This window comes from Aeromonas sp. S2(2024) (genome assembly GCF_041402505.1).
Classification (GTDB): domain Bacteria; phylum Pseudomonadota; class Gammaproteobacteria; order Enterobacterales; family Aeromonadaceae; genus Aeromonas; species Aeromonas media.
In genome coordinates this window covers 41,822-62,148 of record NZ_JBGLRL010000012.1, presented here as the reverse complement: position 1 = coordinate 62,148, position 20,327 = coordinate 41,822, and the positions used below count along the sequence as shown (strand labels likewise).

The window sequence follows — 20,327 nt, the reverse complement described above, 5'->3', positions numbered from 1 at the left end:
CTACTGCATTCAGGTAGAGAACAATAAGGATGTTATATGAAAAATCATACCCTGTTCGGTGCCATCACGTTGCTGTTCACCGGTGGTGCCATGGCACAATCCCCGGAAATAGCAGCCTACTATCTGAGTGGCCCGGATGCCGCTGCCAATACTCCCGCCTACTACGCTTCACTGGCCAATCTGGAAGCCTTGAGTCAACAGGTGGCCAGTCAAAAGAGCAATTTCAATAAATTGGTGCTGTCCTTTGTTCAGCCCAGCCTGGTCAATTACACGCAAAATGATCTGGCCTGCACCGGATTGTTTGGTTATGTCTGCGACACGGCTGCAACCAATAAAATGCCCAGAGATAATCAATCCACAGCCGATTTTTCCCGACTCAAGGATATCATCAATACCTTCAAGAATAATGGGGTCGAAACCTATATCGCCGTCGGGGGCTGGAATTTCAGCTGCATCCCGGAATACTACGATGTGACGGCAGGCAAGGTCGATGCCTGTGGTCCAGCAGGGGAGAAATACGACTCCTTCCCCAACCCTGGTACTCGCAATCGCTTTGACAACCCGATATCCGGCCCGGTTGCGGATCAGGCATATCTGAATGTGGTGCAATTGGCCAATGATCTTGGCGTGGCAGGCATCGATCTCGATTACGAGGAGTTCTGGCACGCGGATCTCAACGCCTACAGCTGGCGACTGACTCCGGATTCGGTGCAACCGCCAGCCAACAACGTGGAATATATCGACACCGCCAGCCTGATGAGCCAGGGTAAGGGCGTGCTGGTCTACGATGACAACATGCAGCTCGTTCCAGCTGAACAACCCTATCCCAGGATCATGCCGGATACCGTCGACAAGTTTGCGGCCATCATGCGTTCCCTCTACAGCGCCATCGATACCATCAATCCTGAGCTGGCACTGAGCACCGCAGCCCCGGCAACCGGCGGGATCCCGAACATGTCTGCCAACTGGGGCAGTAATGCCCATACCAGCAATACCTATGGCGGTGCTTGGTGGGGCGGCAATTTATACGGATTGATTTACAATGCGGCACTGCAATATCCGGAACTGGTTGACCGACTCAGCACCATCGGCATCATGTCCTATGATCTGAGTGAAACAGATTGTGGCGGAGACACCAATATTCCCTGCGATCTGGCAGGACAAGTTGATTATTACTACGGTTCGTTCTTCAACTGGTTGAAATCCGGTGACACCGTACGCCCAGGACACGCGGTGGTAAAAGGTTCACCGAGCTATGCTATGGCATCCATTCAGCCCCAGAAGTTATTGATAGCCCCCCCTATCACGGTCGGTTTTGAAGTAGGCAGACCGGCGACAGGTAATTTGTTGTTGAGCAAAGAACTGCTTCATGAAATTGCCACCCGCACTGCCAAATATGCCCCTTCCGGCATGATTATGTGGGATCTTTATAAAGACAAACGCCATGATGAACCCATGGGTGGTTGGGATCCTGCCTGGGCCAGACCCAACGATGTGTTGGCTGTCACTTGTGATGTCATGGGATTAAAGGGTGAACAATATGACTGCGCCAGTGCTGTCCCCAACCCCTGAAATCAGAGAGCTCAATATTGACTGAAGATATCGTGCCGGCGCACTTGCGTCGACATTATTGAATTGTCATTGCGGGTGATACTCTTGACCGACTATCAACCCCTTGGCGCAATATTTCATGCCAACAAGGAACACCTCATATAGAGAAGGTGTGAAATAAAAATGGGCAGGTCATTCCTGCCCATTTTCCATATGGATAATCTGCCGTCAGCCGCGAATATGCTCGATAAAGGCGTCGATCTGTTCGCGGGTGCAGGCCGGGTTCATGAAGACCGCCTTCTCGCCGGCGATGTAGGAGTACTTGCCGCGCTCGTCGTATTCCGAGTGCGCCACCGCCTCCACCCAGTTGGTGTAGAGCCCCACCTTGCCGCGCTGCTTGAACAGGTTGCGGTGGTATTCGGTGTTGCGGGCCAGCCGCGCCTTGTAGGCAGCGTCCGGGCTGCGGGCCAGCTCGAAGGCGAACTCGGCCTCCGGGTCGCTCACCCACTCGGGGTTGTAGATCTTGAAGCCTACGCTCGGTCCCTGGTTCTCCTGGGCCACCAGCTTGACGTTGCCGAGCTGGCTTAACCGGAAGCGGAAGTAGTTGGCGTTTTGCAGGCAGTGGGCCAGCACGGTGCGATAGCCCTCCACCCCCAGGTAGTTGAGCGCCGCATAGGCGCCGAACAGGCCGCTCGCCCCGCGGGAGCACTCGATGGTGGACTGCAGGTGGGTCTGACCCTGAATGTCACGCTCGAAGTAGGAGAAGTTTTCCGGGTCATTCTCCATCGCCTTGAGGTCCTCCCGCTCCTTGATCATCACCAGGCTGGAGGTGTAAGGCACATAGCCCCACTTCTGGAAGTCGACGGTGAAGGAGTCGGCGAATTTCAGCTCCGCAAAGCGCGCCACGTTGCGCTCGATCCCGGCCAGCGTCGCGGCGTTGATCGCGAGCGGGTTGGCGGCAAAGTCGTAATCCAGGAATAAGATCATCGACCAGCCGATGGCAGCATCCACGTGGATGTGGGGCTTGACCGCCACCTCGAACCGTTCGCACAGCCGATCCCGCAGGTCCACCACGGGTTTCACCCTATCCACCCCGAAGGTGTCGGTGGTGCCCATGGTGAGCATGATGGTGGGCACCACGTGTTTGAGGGCAAAGCAGGCGGTCAGGGTACGCTCGAGATCCACCAGATCGATGTCGTTGTTCTCGCCGACCTGGATGCGGATGGTCTTGTTCTCGATGTCGACCCCGAGCAGGGAGAGGTTGGTGATGTTGGAGTAGTGACCGCCCTGGGAGTTGATGATGCGGTAATCCTGATAGTGGCCGAGCCCCTTGTGCTTGGCCTCTGGCAAACTCTTGCGAATGCCGAGCAGATAGCCATAGAGGTTACAGAAGGTCCCCCCCTGGGTGAAGATGCCGGTGGCGCGGGCCGGGTCGTAACCCGCCAGCAGGGCAATCTGGCGTACCACCTTTTTTTCGAGCTCCTCGGCCACCCCGGCATATTCGGAGTAGACCAGGTTGGGGTTGGCGAGGATCCCCATCTGGGCGCCATAGATGGCGGGATCCGCCGACATGGTGATGACGTTCTCGACGCTGGAGGGGTTCTCCCAGTCTTTGGAGAGGGCGCCGGCAAACAGCAGCTCGGTCATGGGTTCACCCGGGGTGCGCATCTGTGCGGGCACCGGCATGGTCTCGCACAAGTCGGCGAGGCGGGCACGGCCATCGGGCCAGGCATTGAGGCGCGCATCCGGGGCCAGGCCACGGGCGCGAAACTCGTTGAGGGTGGCGAAGCCGGGTTCGCGGAACACCGGCCAGAGATCGGGGTTGCGCGAGAAGAAATTGGCTTTGACGGTGGCAAAACGGGCGGAGAAGTCGGGGTGGACGGCGTTGACGCCTTCCTCTTTCAGATAGACAAGATCGTTCATGACAAGACCATTAGTACTGCAAATGTGTCCCGGTTATACCCCCGGGGCGGCACAGGAAACAGCGACAATAACTAATGGTCTGCCCTACTTTTTATCATGACCGCGACAGTCGCGGGCTGACGACAAACCGGCGACGGATGGCTTGCTCCGTTTCGTGATCCGGGTCAAGCGTCTCAGCGTAGCGCCGTCACCAGCCAGGCCTCCAGTTCCGCCAGCTCGTGGGCCCTGGCCGGGAACTCGCTCATCAGCTGGCGCAACAGCACCGCCATCGCCTCGGGTCGGTAGGACGCGCCCACCAGCCGCTCGGCCAGCACATCCAGAGGGGCCGGATCCAGGCTGTCGCTGAAGATCTGCGCCCTCCCTATCACCCCCTTCTCCACGTCGAAGTGCAGCTCCACCCCGCCCCAGCCGAAGCGCTCGTCCAGCTGATGGCTGAACGCCGGGGCGTGACCGAAGTTCCACTCCCAGCTGCGCTGACGGGCGAAGGTCTCGGCAAAGCCTGGCAGGTCGGGCATCTGTTCGGGGGAGATATGCTCGGGTAGCACCCGCTCACCGTAGTAGCCGAAGAAGGCCTCGACTAGCGCCTCGCTCACCTGTTGATGGTCGATCCCCGGCAGCAGATCGCAGAGGTTCGCGACCCGGCTGCGTACCGAGCTGATCCCCTTGGCCGCCAGCTTCTTGGGATCGGGATTGAGGTAGTTGGCGAGTCGGCCAAGGTCGGCGTCCAACAGCAGGGTGCCGTGGTGAAAGCCGCGATCCTGGGTCTCCCGGTAGGCGGAGCCCGACACCTTGCGATCCCCGTCCGGAGTCGCCACCAGCAAATCGTTGCGACCGGAGGCAAAGGCCTCGACCCCGAGCCGCCTCAGCGCATCCAGCACGATGGCGGTGGAGACGCTCTTGTCATAGCCGGGCTTGCCCGCCATGAAGGTGAAGCAGCTGTTGCCAAGGTCGTGAAACACGGCCCCGCCCCCGCTGCTGCGCCGGGCCAGGGTCACCCCGTCCTCTTCCATCCGGCGAGTATTGCACTCCTTCCACGGATTCTGGGCCCGGCCGATCACCACGGTATTGGCGTTGCGCCACAGGAACAGCACCCGCTGGGCGGGATCCATCTGGCGGAAGATGCACTCTTCCACCGCCAGGTTGAACAGGGGAGCGTGGGAGTCGGAGACCAGCAGGCGCAGGGAAGACATGGGGGGACCTCATTGGAAAAAGGGGAGACTACCATACCACCGTCCCCACGGGGCGTCCTCTCCTGGCCACAGTGGCAATACGAGGTGGCACAGAAGGCCTGAAGATGCAGCCCAGCAGCAACCGGCGCGATAACAGCCGCAAGGAGGGAGGATGACGGTTTGCCCCCATGACAGGGCCCGTGACAAGGTCGGATAAGGCTCAAAAATGTACCATTTCCTCATTGCGCGTGATGAATGACACAAAAATGACTTTTAATGCCACGCATCGCCCCTCTTTATGGGCTTCTCTCCCCTTGCGGATAACCAGAAATTGTTTGACTCTAGCCAGCAGAGCACCTCCCGAGAGAATCGCGGTATGACGGAGTCCGATGCCCCCTGCCAGCGTAGATGCTGGCTCCTGTCCATCTGGGTGGTGATATCCACCCTGATCACGCTTCCCCTCCGAGCAGACGAGCACGTCATAGTGCAACTGCCATGGCAGCATCAGTTCCAGTTTGCCGGCTACTATGCCGCCATCGCCAAGGGCTTTTATCGGGACGCCGGTTTGCGGGTCACCCTGCGCGAGGCAGGCCCCCACACCGATGTGATCAACGAGGTGACCACGGGCAGGGCCCAGTTCGGCATCCGGGGCAGCGATCTGCTGCTGGCCCGGGCCGCAGGGCGACCCGTGGTGGTGCTCGCCGCCATGTTGCAGCACTCTCCCCTGGTACTGCTCACCCTGGACAGACCCGATATCCGCACCCCGGCGGACCTGGCCAACAAGCGCCTGATGCTGGAGCCGGGCTCCAACGAGCTGCTGACCTATCTTCACCACTATACGCAGACCAGACAGTGGAACACCCTCCCCTACGAACAGGGCGTGCAGGCGCTGTTGACAGGCAAGGTGGATGCCATCAGTGCCTACAGCTCCACCGAGCCCTTCTATCTGCAACAGAGAGGGATCCCCTATCGGGTCTTCAGCCCGCGCGCCATGGGCTTTGACTTCTACGGGGACAACCTGTTCACCTCCGAACACGAGCTCGTCACCCGTCAGGAGCGGGTCCATGCCTTCCTGCAGGCGAGCCTCAAGGGGTGGCGCTATGCCATGGACCATCCCGAAGAGATGATCGACCTGATCATGGTGCAGTACCCGAGTGGTGCTGGTCGTGAGCGGTTGGCGTTCGAGGCCCGCGAAACCCGGGCGCTGATGCAGCCGGATCTCATCGAGCCTGGCTACATGCAGCAGGAGCGCTGGCAACAGATCGCCAGAACCTATCTGGACGCGGGCATGCTCAAGGCCATGCCCAGCCTGGCCCCCTTCATCTACGACCCGGCCCAGGCCCGCCTGCACCAGCAGCGGCAACTACTCGACAGGAGCGTGGCGGTGGCCATCCTGATCACCTTCAGCCTGCTGGTGCTGCTCGGCATCTTCCTGTACCTCCATCTGCGGCTGCGCCAGGAGGCGCGGGATCGCCAGCGGCTCACCCGGGAACTGGCCCAGCGCGAGCAGCACTACCGCTTCGTGGCGGAGAACAGCGCCGACGTGATCTGGACCATGGATACCGCCTCCCTGCGCTTTCGTTACGTCAGCCCGGCCATCGGCCCCCTCAGCGGTTATGAGCCCGCCGAGCTCTTCACTATGTCCCTCAAGCAACTGTTGCCCGACGAATCCAGAAGGCAGCTGCGCGACGAGATCACCGCCGCCCTGGCCGCCTGGCAACGGGGTGAACAGGCCCAGACCCGCTGCGTCATCCACTCCCAGTTGCGCCACAAGGATGGCCATCTGGTGGCCATCGAGACGATCACCACCTTGCACGGCAACGCCCGGGAGCGGCCGGATGCCATTCTGGGGGTGACCCGGGATGTCACCGAATGGGCGGCCCGGGAGGAGATGATGCGCCGCCTCGCCTTCCATGATCCCCTCACCGGCCTGCCCAATCGCCGCCTGCTGCAACAGCGGCTGAAAGAGAGGCTGCAGCAGGAGCCCGACCGCCCCCTGGCCCTCATCTTCATCGATCTCGATCACTTCAAGCCGATCAACGACACCTTCGGCCACGAGACCGGAGACCGGCTGCTCAAGCTGGTGGCCGAGCGCATGGGCCATTGCGTGCGAGAGGACGACCTGGTGGTGCGGCTCGGCGGCGATGAATTCGTGGTTCTGCTGCCCGATACCGGCGATGGCGCGCTGGCGGTGGCCGACAAGCTGCACCAGAGCCTGCACCATGCATTCCAGATTGAACAGCAGGCGCTGCGCATCTCCAGCAGCATTGGGGTCGCCCTCTATCCGGAACACGGTGCCGACCCGAAGACCCTGATGCACCACGCCGATCAAGCCATGTATCAGGCGAAGAACCAGGGGCGTGGCCGGGTTTGCCTGTTCACGGCCACCTGGGATCCGGCGCAGGGAACCCTGCTGTGGCATCCCGGCCATGCATGCGGCCATCCCCGTATCGATGCCGAGCATCATCGGCTCTTCATGCTGGCCAATCGCCTGCTGGAGCACATGAAGGATCAGGGCGAACAATCCGGGCAGTTTTTGGAGAGTCTGGAGAGCCTGTTCGTGATGACCCGCCAGCACTTTGCCTTCGAGGAGCAGATGCTGGCAGCGTGCGACTACGGGGAGCTCGCCAGCCATCGACTGGATCACCAGAGATTGCTGGACAAGGCCTCCCAGCTGATGACCGCCGCCAGGGCGGGGACGCTCGGCAACGACGAGCTGCTCAACTTCATCATTCAGGAGCTGGTGGTCGGCCACATGAGCCAGGCGGACAGGCGTTATTTCCCGCTGTTCAAGGCTGGCGACCCCCAACAGATTGCAGAGGCCATCCCCTAGTCCCCCCGCAGGGCGACCACGGGGTCGAGGCGCACCGCCCGCAAGGCGGGGGCGACCCCGGCCAGCAGGCCGACCAGCGCGCTGCAACCGAGCGCCAGCAGCAGATAGAGAGGATGGAGGGTGAGCGGCAACCCAGACGCCAGCAAGGCGAGCAGCAGCTTGAGCCCGCCGAGCAGGGCCAGTCCCATGGCTCCGCCCAGCAGCGCCAGCACCACGGCTTCGAGCAGGAACAACAATAGAATGCGCCGCCGTGGGCAGCCCAGCGCCATCAGCAAGCCCACCTCGGGGATCCGCTCCTGCTGGGCGATGCTCATGATGCTGAAGATGCCAACCGCCCCGATCAGCAGCGAGATGATGCCGAGCCCACCGACCGCCAGCTTGATGATGGAGAGGATCTTGTCGAGGCTGGCCAGCATGTCCTGCTGGGAAGTGAGGGTGAAATCCTCGGCGCCGTGGCGAGCGATCAGCACCCGCCGGATCTGGGCGGAGATGTCGGCCTCCGTCTGCCCGGCGCGATAGATGACGTCGATCTCCTGCAACCCCTCCTTGTTGAACAACGCCTGGGCATGGGCGGCGGGCAGATAGATCATGTCGTCCAGATCGAAGCCGAGAAACTGCCCCTTGGGGGCCAGCACCCCCGCCACCCGAAAACGACGATCACCGGCGCGCAGCAGACTCCCCGGCGCATCGCCGCCAGGGAAGAGCTCCGCCGCCACCTTGGCGCCCAGCACCGCATAGGCGCGGGGCATGGCGCTGTCATCCGCGGGCAGAAAACGCCCCTGCACCAGGGTGAGCCGCCAGCCGGAGAGCGCCGCCGGGCCGGTACCCAGAATGGCGGTGCTGCGGGTCAACCCGCGGCTGCGCACCTCCCCCTGCCCCTGCACCACAGGGAGCGCCGCTTCTACCCCCGGCAATCTGGCGAGGGCATCGGCATCCTCCAGCAGCAGGGGACGGCTGCTGGAGAGGATGCCGGGCGGCCCGCCGGCGGTTTCGGTCTTGCCCGGGGTCACCGCGATCAGCCGGGTGCCAAATTGGGAGAAACTGTCGAGCAGATAGAGCCTGAGCCCCTCGCCGATACCGGTGAGCAGGGTCACCGAGGCAATCCCGATGGCGATACCCAGCGCCGACAGCAGGCTGCGACTGCGCCCGGCCAGCAGGGCGCGCCAGAGCCAGAACAGCAGATCGGCGAGGCGCATCAGCCACCGCTCCATTGCCCGCTGCGCAGGCTGCTGACCGGATCTTGCCGTGCCGCCCGGGAGGCGGGCAGCCAGCTGAAGAAGAGCCCGGTCAGCAGAGCCGCCGGCAGGGTACAGAGGGTCGCGAGCAGAGGGACTGCCGCCGGGAAGCTGGGCCAGATCAACCCGGCGATAGCGACCAGGGCATAGCCCAGGGCCGTGCCAAAAAGCGCACCACTGCCGCTCAGCAGCAGCGCCTCCCACAAGAACAGCTGGCGGATCTGGCGACTGTCGGCCCCCAGCGCCTTGAGCAGGCCGATCTCGCCGGTGCGCTGACGGGTGCTGATCAGCGCCAGATTCATCATCATGATGCCGGAGACCAGCAGGCTGATGGCGCCGATGCCGGCGACCGCCAGGGTGAGGGTGGCCAGAATGGTAGAGAAGGTGGCCAGCATGGCGTCACGGCGCACCACGGTCACATCGAGCACCCCGTGGCGCGCCTGCATCAGTTGCTCCAGTCGCTTGACCAGCGGGGGCACTGCTTGCCCCGCCAGCGGCTGGATCAGCAGGCGAAACAGCCCCTCGGTATTGAACAGCCGCATGGCGCTGCCGACCGGGATCAGCGCCGCCTCGGCCATGTCCATCCCCAGATTGCTGCTCTGACTGGTGAAGACTCCCACCACCCGAAAGCGGCGATTGTCAAAACGCAGCCACTGGCCGACCGGATCCGCCTGACCGAACAGCTCCCGGGCCGCCACGGCCCCGAGCAGGACGACCGGTCGATCCTCTGCGGCATCTCCCGGCAGCCAGCGGCCGGAGAGCAGTTCCAGCCCGTGGGTATCACGCAGCCCGTTGCTGCTGCCAAGCAGCATGGTCTGGCGCAACCGCGCCCCCTGCTTGGCCTCGGCAAAGCCCATCACCAGCGGCACCAGCCTGAGCTGGGGTTGATGCTGGCCAAGGTAGTGCATGTCGTCGAGGGTGATCTGCCGCAGGCTGTTGCCGGTGACCGGCGGCAGCCCGCCGGTGGTCTCCTTGCGGCCCGGGAACATCACCAGCAGATCCTTGCCAAGGGAGCTGAACTGGTCGGCGACGTAGCGTCTCGCTCCCTCCCCCAGCGCGGTGAGCAGCAGCACCGAGGTGACGCTCAGGCTGACCGCCAGGATCAGCACCAGTGCCCGTGAACGCTGACGCAATAACGCCACGGCGGCGAAGCGGATGGCATCGGGGCGCCGCATTCAGTCCCCACCGCTGTCGCTGCTGATACGGCCATCGTTCATCAGGATCCGCCTGCCCGCCCGTTCACCGAGGCGCGGATCGTGGGTTACCACCACCAGGGTAATGCCCTGCTCCCGGTTGAGCCCCTCGAGCAGGGTGATCACCTCCTCCCCGGAGCGGGAGTCCAGATTGCCGGTGGGCTCGTCCGCCAGGATCAGCCGCGGTGCCATCGCCATGGCCCGGGCGATGGCTACCCGCTGACGCTGACCGCCTGAGAGCTCTGCGGGCCTGTGGTCGGCCCGGTTGTCCAGCCCCAGCTCCTCCAGAAGGCGCTGGCTGCGGCGATGACGCTCGGCGGGGGCAATCCCGCACAGCATCAGCGGCAACTCGACGTTTTCACGGGCGGTGAGGCGGGAGACAAGGTGAAACGACTGGAACACGAAGCCGATGCGATGGCCGCGCAGTCGGGCCAGCGCCGGCTCTGGCAGGGTGGCGGTGTCCTCGCCCCCCAGCCAGTAACACCCCTCGTCGGGCCTGTCCAGCAGCCCCAGCACGTTGAGCAGGGTCGATTTGCCCGAACCCGAGGGGCCCATCACAGCCAGATATTCCCCCTCGGCAACCCGCAGAGAAACGCGATCGAGGGCGGCCACTTCGCTCCCCCCCAGAGTGAAACGACGGCTGACGGCTTCGAAGCGAATGAGCTCACTCATCCGCCGGCTCCGTGGCGGCGCTGAAAGGCCCCTCCCCGACAATCTGACCGGGCTGGGCCGCCAGCCGATCACCGGCGGCGAGCCCCTCTGCCACCTCAATCCAGTTCCAGTTCTCCACGCCCCAGCGGGGCAGCACCCGCACCAGCCGCTCCCCCTCCAGCCGCAGCACGCTGCCATCGTCGGCCCGGCTGCTGGCCGCCACCCGCAACACCTCGGTGGCACGGGTCACCTCGACCTCAAGGTCGGCGCTGTAGCCGATGAGCAAAGGTACGTCGTCGGGCGGAGCGGTGAGTACCGCCTCCACCTCCACGGTGCGAGCCTGCTTCTCCAGCTCCTTCACATAGGGGGCGATACGGGTGACGGTGGCGGCAAAGTCGCGCCCGGGCATGGCATCGAGCAGTACCCGGGCGCTCTGGCCCACCTTGAGACGAGCAGCATCCACCTCATCGATGGGGGCGGAGACATAGAGGCAGTTATCGTTGATGAGATCGATGACGGGGGGCATGGCCACCCCGGGGGGCGAAGGAGTCATGTATTCGCCCAGCTTGCTGTTGACCTCGGCCACCACACCGGCAAACGGCGCCTGCAGGCGGCGCTCGCTCAGGCGGGCTTCGACCTGGGCGACCAGCGCCTCGTCGACCCGCTCCTGCTGACGGGATGCCCGGCAGATATAGCGGCGGGTATCGGCCAGGTTCTGGGCCTGCTCGGCCAGGGTGCGGGAGGTGAGGTTCTTGGCCAGCAAGGTGGCCAGCCGACTGGCTTCTCGCTCGTAGTAGGCCGCCTCGCTGCAGCGCTCCTCGCGCTGGGTCTTGCCAAGGGCCTGCTGGGCGAGGGCGCGGCTGAGATCGGCGCGGATATCGTCGCTCCAGAGGGTCAGTAGCAGATCCCCCTTTGCCACTCTGTCTCCGGCCTTGACGGCGATCTGCGCCACCACGCCGCCGCCGGGCAGACTGAGCCCCGCCCGCTGGCACGACTTGATGGTGCCGGCCCGGGTGTTGACCACAGTGACCAGCACATCCCCGCGCCCGACCTCAGTCAGCCTGATCGGCGTCGGCTGCGGTCGCCACCACCATGCCACGGCAGCCACCGCCAGCACGGCGCCACTTCCCCACCACAGCCAACCTCTCTTCATCGCGCATCCTTTCGCTGTTCACTCCCGTCATGAGCGTCGGGAGAGCAGGGCATAATAGAGCAAGGGTATCACCACCAGGGTGAGCAGAGTGGAGACCAGGATCCCGAAAATCAGGCTGATGGCCAGGCCGTTGAAGATGGGATCATCGAGGATGAACAGGGCCCCGATCATCGCCGCCAACGCCGTCAGCATGATGGGTTTGGCCCGCACCTGGGCCGCCACAATCACTGCCTGTTCGAACACCACACCACTCGCCCGCTGTTGCTCGATAAAGTCCACCAGCAGGATGCTGTTGCGTACGATGATCCCGGCCAGGGCGATCATCCCGATCATCGAGGTGGCGGTGAACTGGGCCCCCAGCAGGGCGTGACCCGGCATCACCCCGATGAGGGTGAGTGGAATGGGGGCCATGATGATGAGCGGCACCAGATAGGATCGGAACTGGGCAACCACCAGCAGGTAGATGAGGATCATCCCCACCCCGTAGGCGATGCCCATGTCGCGGAAGGTCTCGTAGGTAATCTTCCACTCCCCGTCCCACAACAGCGCCACCTCTCCCAGTTTGTCGGGCTGCTGCACGTAATACTGGGGCAGCGAGATGTCGGCACCGGCGGCAAACATGCCGTAGAGCGGGCTGTCGGCATGGCCGCCCATGTCGGCCACCACCATCACCATGGGCTGCATGTTCTTGTGCATGATATAGCTGGGAGCCACCTCATCGCGGCGACTCACCAGCTCGGATACCCGGATGAGCTGGCCGCTCTGGCTGCGCACCTTGAGGGCCAGTACGCCCGCCAGATCCCGTTTGTCACCGGGAGCCAGTTCGATGCGGATCGGCACCGGATACTTGGCGCCGTGCCCCTGCAGCCAGCTGGCATCCTGATAGCCCACGCCACCATTGAGGGTGCTAACCAAATCCCCGAGATCGACCGCGAGCAGGGCCGCCTTGCTGCGATCCACCACCAGCCGCCACTTGGGCTGGGGGTCGGTCAGATAGATATCCACATCCACCAGATCCGCGGTGGCCACGAAGCGGGCCTGTACGGCGCGGGCAGCCGCTTCACGGGCGGCCGGCGTCGGGCCATAGATTTCGGCGACTATGGGTGACCAGACCGGCGGACCGGGGGGCACCTCCACCACCTTGAGGTTGCCCCCCACCGCGCTGGCGATGGTCTGCAGCGACGCCCGGACCGACTGGGCAATCTGGTGGCTGCTGCGATCCCGTTCATGCTTGTCCACCAGATTGACCTGAATATCCCCCACGTTGGCACCGCTGCGGATGAAGTAGTGACGCACCAGCCCGTTGAAGTTGATGGGGGCGGCGGTGCCGGCGTAGATCTGGTAATCCTTCACCTCCGGTACCTTGGCAAGCTCTCGCCCGACCGCCAGCAGGGTGCGCTCGGTCTGCTCCAGGGTCGCCCCCTCCGGCATGTCGAGCACCAGCTGGAATTCCGACTTGTTGTCGAAGGGGAGCATCTTGAGCACCACCCACTGCACCACCGGCATGGCGGCGGCCGCCCCGACCAGCAGCAACACCACCAGCCAGAGCTTGCGTCTGGCACGCTTGGCGCCGTCACCGATCAGGAAAGGGGTCATCAGCCGGTGAAAGAGACCGACCTTGGCCTCGCCGTGGGCACCGTGTACCTCCCCCTTGAGCAAATGGCTCGCCAGCCAGGGTGAGAAGATAAAGGCCACCAGCAGGGAGATAAGCATCCCCATGCTGGCATTGATGGGGATGGGGCTCATGTAGGGGCCCATCAGGCCGCTGACAAAGGCCATCGGCAGCAGGGCCGCGATGACGGTCAGGGTCGCCAGTATGGTCGGCCCCCCCACCTCGTCCACCGCTCCCGGAATAAGATCCTTGAGCGCCCCCTTGCCCAGACCGCGATGGCGGTGGATGTTCTCCACCACGACTATGGCGTCATCCACCAGAATGCCGATGGAGAAGATCAGCGCAAACAGCGACACCCGGTTGAGGGTAAAGCCCCAGGCCCAGCTGGCAAACAGGGTCAGTGCCAGGGTGATGACGATGGCAACGCCCACCACCAGCGCCTCGCGCCAACCCATGCTCACCAGCACCAGCAGCACCACCGCCGTGGTGGCAAAGATCAGCTTGCCGATGAGGGTGTTGGATTTGGTCTCGGCGGTGACGCCATAGTCACGGGTCACCGTCACCTCGACCCCGGCAGGGATAAGCCGGTTCTGCAAACTCTCGACCCGCGCCTCCACCCGCTTGGCCACCTCGACCGCGTTCTGGCCAGGCTGTTTGCCGATGGCCAGTGTCACCGCCGGATAACTGGCCTGCCCTATCCCCATCCAGCTGCGCTTGGTCGGAGTCTCCTGACCCAGAGAGACACTGGCCACCTCCCCCAGATAGACCGGCTTGCCGTCGTGCAGCCCCACTACCAGTTCTCTAGCCTCCTGCTCGCTTTGCAGGAACTGCCCCACCTGCACCTTGATCTCACTGTTGTCTTGCTCGATGGTCTGTGTTGTGCCCACCTCATTGGCGGCCGCCAGTCGCTTGCTCAGCTCGCCCCAGCTGATGCCGTGGGCGCTGAGGGCCGCCGGATCCGGCATCACCCGCAGCACGGCGCTCTGGCTGCCCAGCGTGTAAATATCGCGGGTACCGGGAATGTGCTTGAGTTCGGTCTCCAACTCATGGGCGACCCGAGTCAGCTCGGGGGCACCCCGTTGCTTGCTCCCCTCTTTGTTCCACTCTTTGCTCCATAAGGTGAGACTGACGATGGGGACATCATCGATCCCCCGGGGTTTCACCAGCGGCTGACCGACCCCGATCCCCTGTGGCAACCAGTCGCGGTGGGAGTCGAGCTGGTTGTTGAGATCGACGATGGCCTGCTCGCGGCTCACCCCCACCTTGAACACCACCACCAGCAGGGCGCCATCGGGTTGGGAGAAGGAGTAGAGCGTATCAATCCCCTTTATCTGGGAGACCACCTGCTCGGCAGGAGTAGTGACGAGAGACTCCACCTCCGCCGGACTGGCCCCCGGGAAGGGGATATAGACATCGGCGAAGGTGACATCGATCTGCGGCTCCTCCTCCTTGGGGGTCACCAGCACCGCAAACAGACCGAGCAAGAGCCCCACGAGCGCCAGCAGCGGGGTGATGGCCGAGCCCTGAAACAGCGCAGCCAGCCGACCGGCAGGCCCCAGCCTCTCCCTGTTGCCGCTCAGCTCGCTACTCATGGGCCGCCTCCTGCTGCTGCGCCCAGGCATCGGGGGCCAGCTTGTCACCGGCTTGCAGCCCGGCCAGGATCTCGCACTGCCCCGCCAAGCAGTGACCGACCAGCACCGGCGTCAGGGCCCAGCCAACGGGCTGCTGCAGATAGACGCCGTTGAACTCCCCTTGCCGCAGCAGGGCACGTACCGGCACCTGCAACACCTGACGTTCACCCTGTTTGAGCTGCACCTTGAGCCACATGCCGGGCAATACCCCGGCGGTTTGCGGCGGCAGGTCGAGGCGCAACCTGAAGGCGTGGCTCTGGCTGTCGGCATAGTTGAAGCGGATCAGTTTGGCGGGGGTAACGGTTTTGCCATCCGGCAGCAGCACCTGCACATCCGCAGGCTCACGAGCAAGCGTCAGGGCGGATTGTGGCAACTCCACCTCCACCCGCAATGTGTCGAGGGAGAAGCCCGACAGCAGCGGCGTACCCGGGGCCACCGTCTCCCCCAGCTCTACCAGCCGCTTGGTCACCACACCGGCGTAGGGGGCCAGAATGCGGGTATAACCGTAGGCCTCGCGGGCCTGGGTGAGGGCCGCATCGGCCGCATTCACCTCGGCGCGAGCGGCGCGGTCAGTCGCCTGGGCATTATCGAGCTGGGCGCGGGTGATCACCCCCTTGGCGATCAGCGCCTGAAAGCGGGCGAGCTGGCGCTCTGCTTCCACCTGCTGGGCCTGCGCCCGGGCCAGCCGCGCCTCGGCCCCCGTGACGGCGGCAAACTGCTCCTTGCCGCTGATCTCCAGCAGCGGTTGCCCCGCCTGCACCTGATCGTTCACATCCACCAGCATGCGGGAGACCCGGCCGCTGGTCTGGGCCGCCACCGTCCCCTGATGGATGGCGCTGACGGTGCCATCCAGCGTCAGCCAGTCGGTCACCGGCTGTGGCGCCACTGTCAGCGGGGGCTCTGTCAGTGGGGCAATAGGCTCCCCTGCTGCGGCCAGGGCCTGGGTGGATGTCATGGCCTGCGATGTCATCACCAACAAGGTGATCCCCAGCAACCGGATCTTTTCCATCATCACTCTCCTTCCCTGGCGTCATCAGTCACTTCACGGGATCAGGCGGTATGGGGCTGGCAAGCCTTGTTCCATGCGGGAACCAGCACCCGGTCGACCAGCAAGATCCCGGCCACCATGGCCGCTATAAACAACATTATCATGGGCTGCCCGCTGGAAATGAGACTCAAGGCTGGCCCCGGGCAGATGCCCACCAGCCCCCAGCCGATGCCAAACAGCGCGGCCCCGCCGATCAGGCGGCGATCCAGCCTGGGGGTGGGGACGGCGACGATGGGCTCACCCAGCACACTCTGTCGACGGGGTTTCACCAGCAGAAAATAACCCGGCATAAAGACCAGCAGGGCGCCTCCCATCACGAAGGCCAGGCTGGGATCCCAGGCCCCCGCCAGATCGAGAAAACCGGTGACCCGGGCGGGATCCACCATGCCAGAGATGGCCATCCCCAGCCCGAACAGCAGGCCCGCAAACAAACTTGTCAGCAACTTCATGGCGATCAGCCCCTTACAGCAGATGATGAGTGACGAAGACGGTGATGAAGCCTGCCGCCATAAAGGTCAGGGTGGCGACGATGGAGCGCAGGGAGAGCCGCCCCATGCCACAGATGCCGTGGCCGCTGGTGCAGCCATTGCCAAGACGGGTACCGACCCCGACCAGCAGACCGGCCAGCAGCACCACCGGCCAGCCGGGCAGGGTGGTGAATGCGGGCATGCTGGCCCAGCCCAGAGTCAGCGCCAACCAGGCGCCCGCCCCGAGCCCCAGCAAAAACAGCACCCGCCAGGGCGCCCGGTGTTGCAGCGCACCGGCCAGAATGCCGCTGATCCCGGCAACCCGGCCGTTGAACAACATCAGGATCAGGACCGACAGCCCCGCCAGCATGCCGCCGCCCAACGAGAGCAGCCATTGGCTTTCCATCATCAAGATTCCTTATTTTCTGAGTGACAAAAATGGGTTTGCAACGCCCCCAGCACATCGGCGGCCGCCTCGCTCACCAGCGAGTAGTAGATCTGCTGGGAGACCTTGCGCGAACGGATCAGGCCATGGCGCTTCAATACCGACAGTTGCTGGGAGAAGGCCGATTGCCCGAGCTGGCTGTGGGCCAACAGCTCCCCGACCCCCTTTTCCCCCTCCACCAGCTGGCAGAGCACCATCAGGCGCTCAGGGTGGGCCAACGCCTTGAGCAGGGAGGCGGCCGCCGTCGCGTGTCTGTGCATCTCGTCGAATGGGCTCATAAGCATAAATTAGCAATTGCTGATATTTAGTCTATTGTATAAATCAACACTAAATTAGCAACCACTAAATAACCAAAAAAGAGGAGAGACACATGACAGTCGATAACGGAGTTAGAGTGGTCGCAGGCTGCATCTTGCTGCTGTCGCTGCTGCTCACTGCCTGGGTCCACCCGGGCTTCGTCTGGCTGAGCGTCTTTGTCGGGGTCAACCTGATACAGAGTGCGTTCACCGGCTTCTGCCCCGCCGCCATGATCCTGAAGCGCATGGGCATGAAATAGCCTAGACCGGACGATGAAAACGAGGGAGCTATGGCTCCCTCGTGGTAAAACCCCATTTTGTTTCAATATGTTGCTGTCAGAGCCCCAGGGTTTACCCCAGTTGCCACATCGGCTACCATATCGCCTCTTTATCACTAGCGGAGACCATCGGTGGGCAACTCATCAAGTGACAGATGCACGCCGACCCTCATCGTCGGCACCTCGGTCGCGAGCTAGCCGCAGAGTCCCTCTGCCGCAACTCGCAACCCTGCGAGAAGCGGAAATCCACTCCCCTCTTCTCTTTTTACACTTGACGTCGGGTGACCCTGGCCAACCGCCACGGGCGCCTTGCCTGCATAGTTTCTGCTTCCCACAAGGAGGCTGCTATGCGTTTTATCTCAATCAAACCCGCTGCGGATCGCGCGGTCGCAACAGGTTCCGTTGCTACCCGGGCTCATCCCCTGCTGAGCAAGCTCGGCCTTGGCATGCTGCCGCGCTGGCTGGGCGGCAAACCGCGCCAGCACCACTACCGGCTGCAGATCCGCTGCGAGGATCGCGCCGATCTGGAGCAGGTATTGGAGATGGTGAACCACACCCTGCAACCGGCCGGGCTGCACCCCATGCAGTCCATGACACCGGGTCGCAGCGGCGGGCGTGAGCTGGTGCTCAACCTCCAGTGCACCCCGCCCCAGCGGCGCTATCTGGTGCAATTTGTCCATCAGGTCGGGGCAGACCATCCGGTACGCTGGGAACTGCGTCCGCGCCGCGGCGGCGATCCCGAGCGCACCTGACGGCGCTCACCTTGCCCACGCAGTAATCCGGGTCATCGGCACTATCGGGGGCCGGCCAGGCAGGCTCCCTTCCCCCTTGGCATGCCCGGAGCCAGAGCCAAGGGGCATTCGAACCGCGTCCCAGCGTGCATTTTTCATGCAGGCCTGTCGCACGCACATCCTTGCGATTCATCCGCCATCTCACCTGGCGTGCCATCATGGATTGCGCGAGGCCATCACTGATCAGAAGGAGTACCTCATGAGAATGTGGCAACAACTCGATTTTCTCGCCCTGCTCGACACCCTGGCCAGCCTGTTGCTCGCCTTCGTGCTGGGCAGCCTGGTCGGACTGGAGCGCCAGTACCGACAGCGTACCGCCGGCCTTCGCACCAACGTGCTGGTCGCCGTGGGAGCTGCCCTGTTCGTCAACCTGGCCCAACGCATCTATGACCTGTACGGCGGCAGCTACGGAGTGGTGCACGTGGTGGCCTACATCGTCTCCGGCATCGGCTTTCTCGGTGCCGGCGTCATCATGCGCGAATCGGGCAACATCCGCGGCATCAACACCGCCGCCACCCTGTGGGGCGTGGCGGCGGTCGGGGCGGCCAGCGGCGCCGGATTCGCCATGGAGGCGGTGCTCGGCGCCCTGTTTGTGCTGGCCGCCAACACCCTGCTGCGTCCTCTGGTCAATCAGATCAACCGTCATCCGGTGGACAATACCGACACCGAGGTGACTTACCGCGTCACGGCACTCATCCGCCGCACTCATCAGAAGGAGGTGCTGCCCTGGCTGGAGCAGAAGCTGGAGCAGGCCAACTACCCCCTGAGCGAGCTGGATATCGAGCCGTTCGGGGACCAGGACATCGAGATTTCGGCGGTGCTGCTCGCCACCTCCATCGACGGCGACGAGCTCGACGCCTTGATGAAGACGCTGGGAGAGCATCCCCGCATCAAGCAGATCTTCTGGCGTGCCAGCACCACGGATTGAAGGGTGCAGCCCCGCCATGTCGGCCAACAAAAAGCCCCGCCAGGATTGGCGGGGCTTTTTCATATCGGACTGACGAGCCGGCGTGACTAGCGGCGACTGCGCCAGCGCACCCGGGGGGTGATCACCTGCGCAGTCTGCGCAGGAGGGTTACCCACAATCAGCTGCTGCATCAGTTCGAAGGCAGCGCGGGCCAGCGCCGGACAATCCTGGGCCACCGAGTCGATGCGCATGGGAATGCAGTCGAGCAGGTCGTGATCGTCGAAGGTACAGAGCCGCATCCCCGTCTCCATCAATCCCGCCTCGTTGAGATAGCGCAGCACCCCTTCCAGCAGGGTAAAGGAGGCAGTGAATAGTCCACGGGGCGGTGCGCCGAGCTCGGCCACCAGCCCGGCCATCAGCTGATAACCGGAGCTCGGCTGATAGTCTCTATGGCGCACCCGGGCCGGGTCTGCCTCCAGCCCGGCGCGGTGAAGCCCCAGCTCATAGCCGGCCAGCCGGTGACGGCTGGGGGAGAGATCCAGCAAGCCGCCGAAGTAGTAGATCTCCTTGCCGCACTCGCTCGCCATGTCCCGCACCAGCTCGGCAGTGGCCTTGCAGGCGTCCGAAATGACCATGGGCAGGCGCGACTCGCCGATGTGACGGTCGAGCTGCACCACCGGCAGGCGGTCGTGAATGCGGGCATAGATGTCATCGCTGTGGCCGCTGGAGGCAACAATCAGCCCATCCACCTGACGGCTGATGAGGTTGTCCACCACCCGCTGCTCGAGGGCGGGATCATCCTCGGAGCAGGCGATGAGCAGCTGGATGCCCGCCTCCCGGCAGTGGGCCTCGAGGGCGCGCGCTATGCTGGCAAACCCGAAGTTGGTGAGATCGGGGATCACCAAGCCCCAGGTGTAACTGCGGGTCTCGCGCAGGGAGCGGGCGTGAAAGCTCGGCAGGTAGTGACACTCGTCCGCCACCGCCTGAATGCGCTTGCGGGTATCGTCGGCGATCCGGTACTCCGCACTCTTGCCGTTGAGCACCAGACTGGCGGTCGCCTTGGACACCCCCGCCAGTTCGGCAATCTGGGCAATCGTGATCCGTTTCTTCTTCTCCACCTGGCCTCCCGGCTGACTAGAACCGG

17 protein-coding genes are annotated in these 20,327 nt (G+C 63.6%); 5 read left to right on the top strand and 12 right to left on the bottom strand.

What is annotated here, in order from left to right; all coding sequences use genetic code 11:
- The first annotated feature begins 36 nt into the window (after positions 1–36).
- Positions 37–1,572, top strand: a complete 1,536-nt coding sequence (locus ACB039_RS13530; protein WP_371165865.1) for a toxin — start codon at positions 37–39, stop codon at positions 1,570–1,572.
- Positions 1,573–1,779: 207 nt separating this feature from the next.
- Here ACB039_RS13530 and ACB039_RS13525 read toward each other — a convergent pair whose 3' ends face one another.
- Positions 1,780–3,474, bottom strand: coding sequence for an aspartate aminotransferase family protein (locus ACB039_RS13525; protein WP_371165864.1), 1,695 nt, complete (start codon positions 3,472–3,474; stop codon positions 1,780–1,782).
- A 173-nt stretch (positions 3,475–3,647) separates the two neighbouring features.
- The gene (locus ACB039_RS13520) at positions 3,648–4,664 is read right to left on the bottom strand and encodes a lipoate--protein ligase A (protein ID WP_371165863.1); all 1,017 of its coding nucleotides are present in this window, start codon (positions 4,662–4,664) and stop codon (positions 3,648–3,650) included.
- 355 nt (positions 4,665–5,019) lie between these two features.
- On the opposite strand from ACB039_RS13520, the gene ACB039_RS13515 reads away from it, so the two are divergent.
- Entirely contained in the window at positions 5,020–7,476 is a 2,457-nt protein-coding gene (locus ACB039_RS13515) for a diguanylate cyclase domain-containing protein (protein ID WP_371165862.1), read from the top strand.
- Here ACB039_RS13515 and ACB039_RS13510 read toward each other — a convergent pair.
- The 9 genes from ACB039_RS13510 to ACB039_RS13470 are packed head-to-tail and all read right to left on the bottom strand — an operon-like array spanning position 7,473 to position 17,189.
- A complete protein-coding gene (locus ACB039_RS13510; protein ID WP_371165861.1) occupies positions 7,473–8,672 on the bottom strand; it encodes an ABC transporter permease in 1,200 nt (399 codons plus the stop codon). The genes ACB039_RS13515 and ACB039_RS13510 overlap by 4 nt on opposite strands.
- Entirely contained in the window at positions 8,672–9,886 is a 1,215-nt protein-coding gene (locus ACB039_RS13505) for an ABC transporter permease (protein WP_290071710.1), read from the bottom strand. The genes ACB039_RS13510 and ACB039_RS13505 overlap by 1 nt, the downstream gene beginning before the upstream one ends.
- The gene (locus tag ACB039_RS13500; protein ID WP_182788302.1) at positions 9,887–10,576 is read right to left on the bottom strand and encodes an ABC transporter ATP-binding protein; all 690 of its coding nucleotides are present in this window, start codon (positions 10,574–10,576) and stop codon (positions 9,887–9,889) included. It abuts the gene before it with no gap.
- On the bottom strand, positions 10,569–11,708 hold the full coding sequence (locus ACB039_RS13495) for an efflux RND transporter periplasmic adaptor subunit (protein ID WP_139751152.1): 1,140 nt from the start codon (positions 11,706–11,708) through the stop codon (positions 10,569–10,571). Before ACB039_RS13495 ends, ACB039_RS13500 begins: the two co-directional genes overlap by 8 nt.
- A gap of 27 nt (positions 11,709–11,735) precedes the next feature.
- Positions 11,736–14,912, bottom strand: coding sequence for an efflux RND transporter permease subunit (locus tag ACB039_RS13490; protein ID WP_371165860.1), 3,177 nt, complete (start codon positions 14,910–14,912; stop codon positions 11,736–11,738).
- Positions 14,905–15,960 (bottom strand): efflux RND transporter periplasmic adaptor subunit, encoded by a 1,056-nt coding sequence (locus tag ACB039_RS13485; RefSeq protein ID WP_371165894.1) that lies wholly within the window; start codon positions 15,958–15,960, stop codon positions 14,905–14,907. Before ACB039_RS13485 ends, ACB039_RS13490 begins: the two co-directional genes overlap by 8 nt.
- Positions 15,961–16,001: 41 nt before the next feature.
- Positions 16,002–16,448 carry a DUF6691 family protein gene (locus ACB039_RS13480; RefSeq protein WP_371165859.1) on the bottom strand — a complete coding sequence of 149 codons (447 nt, stop codon included), beginning with the start codon at positions 16,446–16,448 and terminating at the stop codon, positions 16,002–16,004.
- A 13-nt stretch (positions 16,449–16,461) separates the two neighbouring features.
- Complete coding sequence (locus ACB039_RS13475; protein WP_371165858.1) at positions 16,462–16,875, bottom strand: YeeE/YedE family protein; 414 nt, start codon at positions 16,873–16,875, stop codon at positions 16,462–16,464.
- Positions 16,875–17,189: a helix-turn-helix transcriptional regulator gene (locus ACB039_RS13470; protein WP_171268779.1), complete on the bottom strand. Its 315-nt coding sequence runs from the start codon at positions 17,187–17,189 to the stop codon at positions 16,875–16,877. Before ACB039_RS13470 ends, ACB039_RS13475 begins: the two co-directional genes overlap by 1 nt.
- Before the next feature lie 92 nt (positions 17,190–17,281).
- Here ACB039_RS13470 and ACB039_RS13465 point away from each other — a divergent pair, with 92 nt between their 5' ends.
- From ACB039_RS13465 to ACB039_RS13455, 3 genes are all read left to right on the top strand, one after another.
- Positions 17,282–17,467 carry a DUF2892 domain-containing protein gene (locus ACB039_RS13465; protein ID WP_043132505.1) on the top strand — a complete coding sequence of 62 codons (186 nt, stop codon included), beginning with the start codon at positions 17,282–17,284 and terminating at the stop codon, positions 17,465–17,467.
- Positions 17,468–17,832: 365 nt separating this feature from the next.
- Complete coding sequence (locus tag ACB039_RS13460) at positions 17,833–18,237, top strand: hypothetical protein (RefSeq protein WP_290071715.1); 405 nt, start codon at positions 17,833–17,835, stop codon at positions 18,235–18,237.
- A gap of 238 nt (positions 18,238–18,475) precedes the next feature.
- The gene (locus ACB039_RS13455; RefSeq protein ID WP_042649827.1) at positions 18,476–19,204 is read left to right on the top strand and encodes an MgtC/SapB family protein; all 729 of its coding nucleotides are present in this window, start codon (positions 18,476–18,478) and stop codon (positions 19,202–19,204) included.
- 86 nt (positions 19,205–19,290) lie between these two features.
- Here the strand turns inward: ACB039_RS13455 and ACB039_RS13450 are convergent, their stop codons facing one another.
- The gene (locus tag ACB039_RS13450; protein WP_371165857.1) at positions 19,291–20,301 is read right to left on the bottom strand and encodes a substrate-binding domain-containing protein; all 1,011 of its coding nucleotides are present in this window, start codon (positions 20,299–20,301) and stop codon (positions 19,291–19,293) included.
- Between the last annotated feature and the right edge of the window lie 26 nt (positions 20,302–20,327).

Excerpts from the sequence above, each read along its gene's own strand:
- ACB039_RS13530 (WP_371165865.1), top strand. The coding sequence starts at position 37 with ATGAAAAATCATACCCTGTTCGGTGCCATCACGTTGCTGTTCACCGGT.
- ACB039_RS13525 (WP_371165864.1), bottom strand. The coding sequence starts at position 3,474 with ATGAACGATCTTGTCTATCTGAAAGAGGAAGGCGTCAACGCCGTCCAC.
- ACB039_RS13520 (WP_371165863.1), bottom strand. The coding sequence starts at position 4,664 with ATGTCTTCCCTGCGCCTGCTGGTCTCCGACTCCCACGCTCCCCTGTTC.
- ACB039_RS13515 (WP_371165862.1), top strand. The coding sequence starts at position 5,020 with ATGACGGAGTCCGATGCCCCCTGCCAGCGTAGATGCTGGCTCCTGTCC.
- ACB039_RS13510 (WP_371165861.1), bottom strand. The coding sequence starts at position 8,672 with ATGCGCCTCGCCGATCTGCTGTTCTGGCTCTGGCGCGCCCTGCTGGCC.
- ACB039_RS13505 (WP_290071710.1), bottom strand. The coding sequence starts at position 9,886 with ATGCGGCGCCCCGATGCCATCCGCTTCGCCGCCGTGGCGTTATTGCGT.
- ACB039_RS13500 (WP_182788302.1), bottom strand. The coding sequence starts at position 10,576 with ATGAGTGAGCTCATTCGCTTCGAAGCCGTCAGCCGTCGTTTCACTCTG.
- ACB039_RS13495 (WP_139751152.1), bottom strand. The coding sequence starts at position 11,708 with ATGAAGAGAGGTTGGCTGTGGTGGGGAAGTGGCGCCGTGCTGGCGGTG.
- ACB039_RS13490 (WP_371165860.1), bottom strand. The coding sequence starts at position 14,912 with ATGAGTAGCGAGCTGAGCGGCAACAGGGAGAGGCTGGGGCCTGCCGGT.
- ACB039_RS13485 (WP_371165894.1), bottom strand. The coding sequence starts at position 15,960 with ATGGAAAAGATCCGGTTGCTGGGGATCACCTTGTTGGTGATGACATCG.
- ACB039_RS13480 (WP_371165859.1), bottom strand. The coding sequence starts at position 16,448 with ATGAAGTTGCTGACAAGTTTGTTTGCGGGCCTGCTGTTCGGGCTGGGG.
- ACB039_RS13475 (WP_371165858.1), bottom strand. The coding sequence starts at position 16,875 with ATGATGGAAAGCCAATGGCTGCTCTCGTTGGGCGGCGGCATGCTGGCG.
- ACB039_RS13470 (WP_171268779.1), bottom strand. The coding sequence starts at position 17,189 with ATGAGCCCATTCGACGAGATGCACAGACACGCGACGGCGGCCGCCTCC.
- ACB039_RS13465 (WP_043132505.1), top strand. The coding sequence starts at position 17,282 with ATGACAGTCGATAACGGAGTTAGAGTGGTCGCAGGCTGCATCTTGCTG.
- ACB039_RS13460 (WP_290071715.1), top strand. The coding sequence starts at position 17,833 with ATGCGTTTTATCTCAATCAAACCCGCTGCGGATCGCGCGGTCGCAACA.
- ACB039_RS13455 (WP_042649827.1), top strand. The coding sequence starts at position 18,476 with ATGAGAATGTGGCAACAACTCGATTTTCTCGCCCTGCTCGACACCCTG.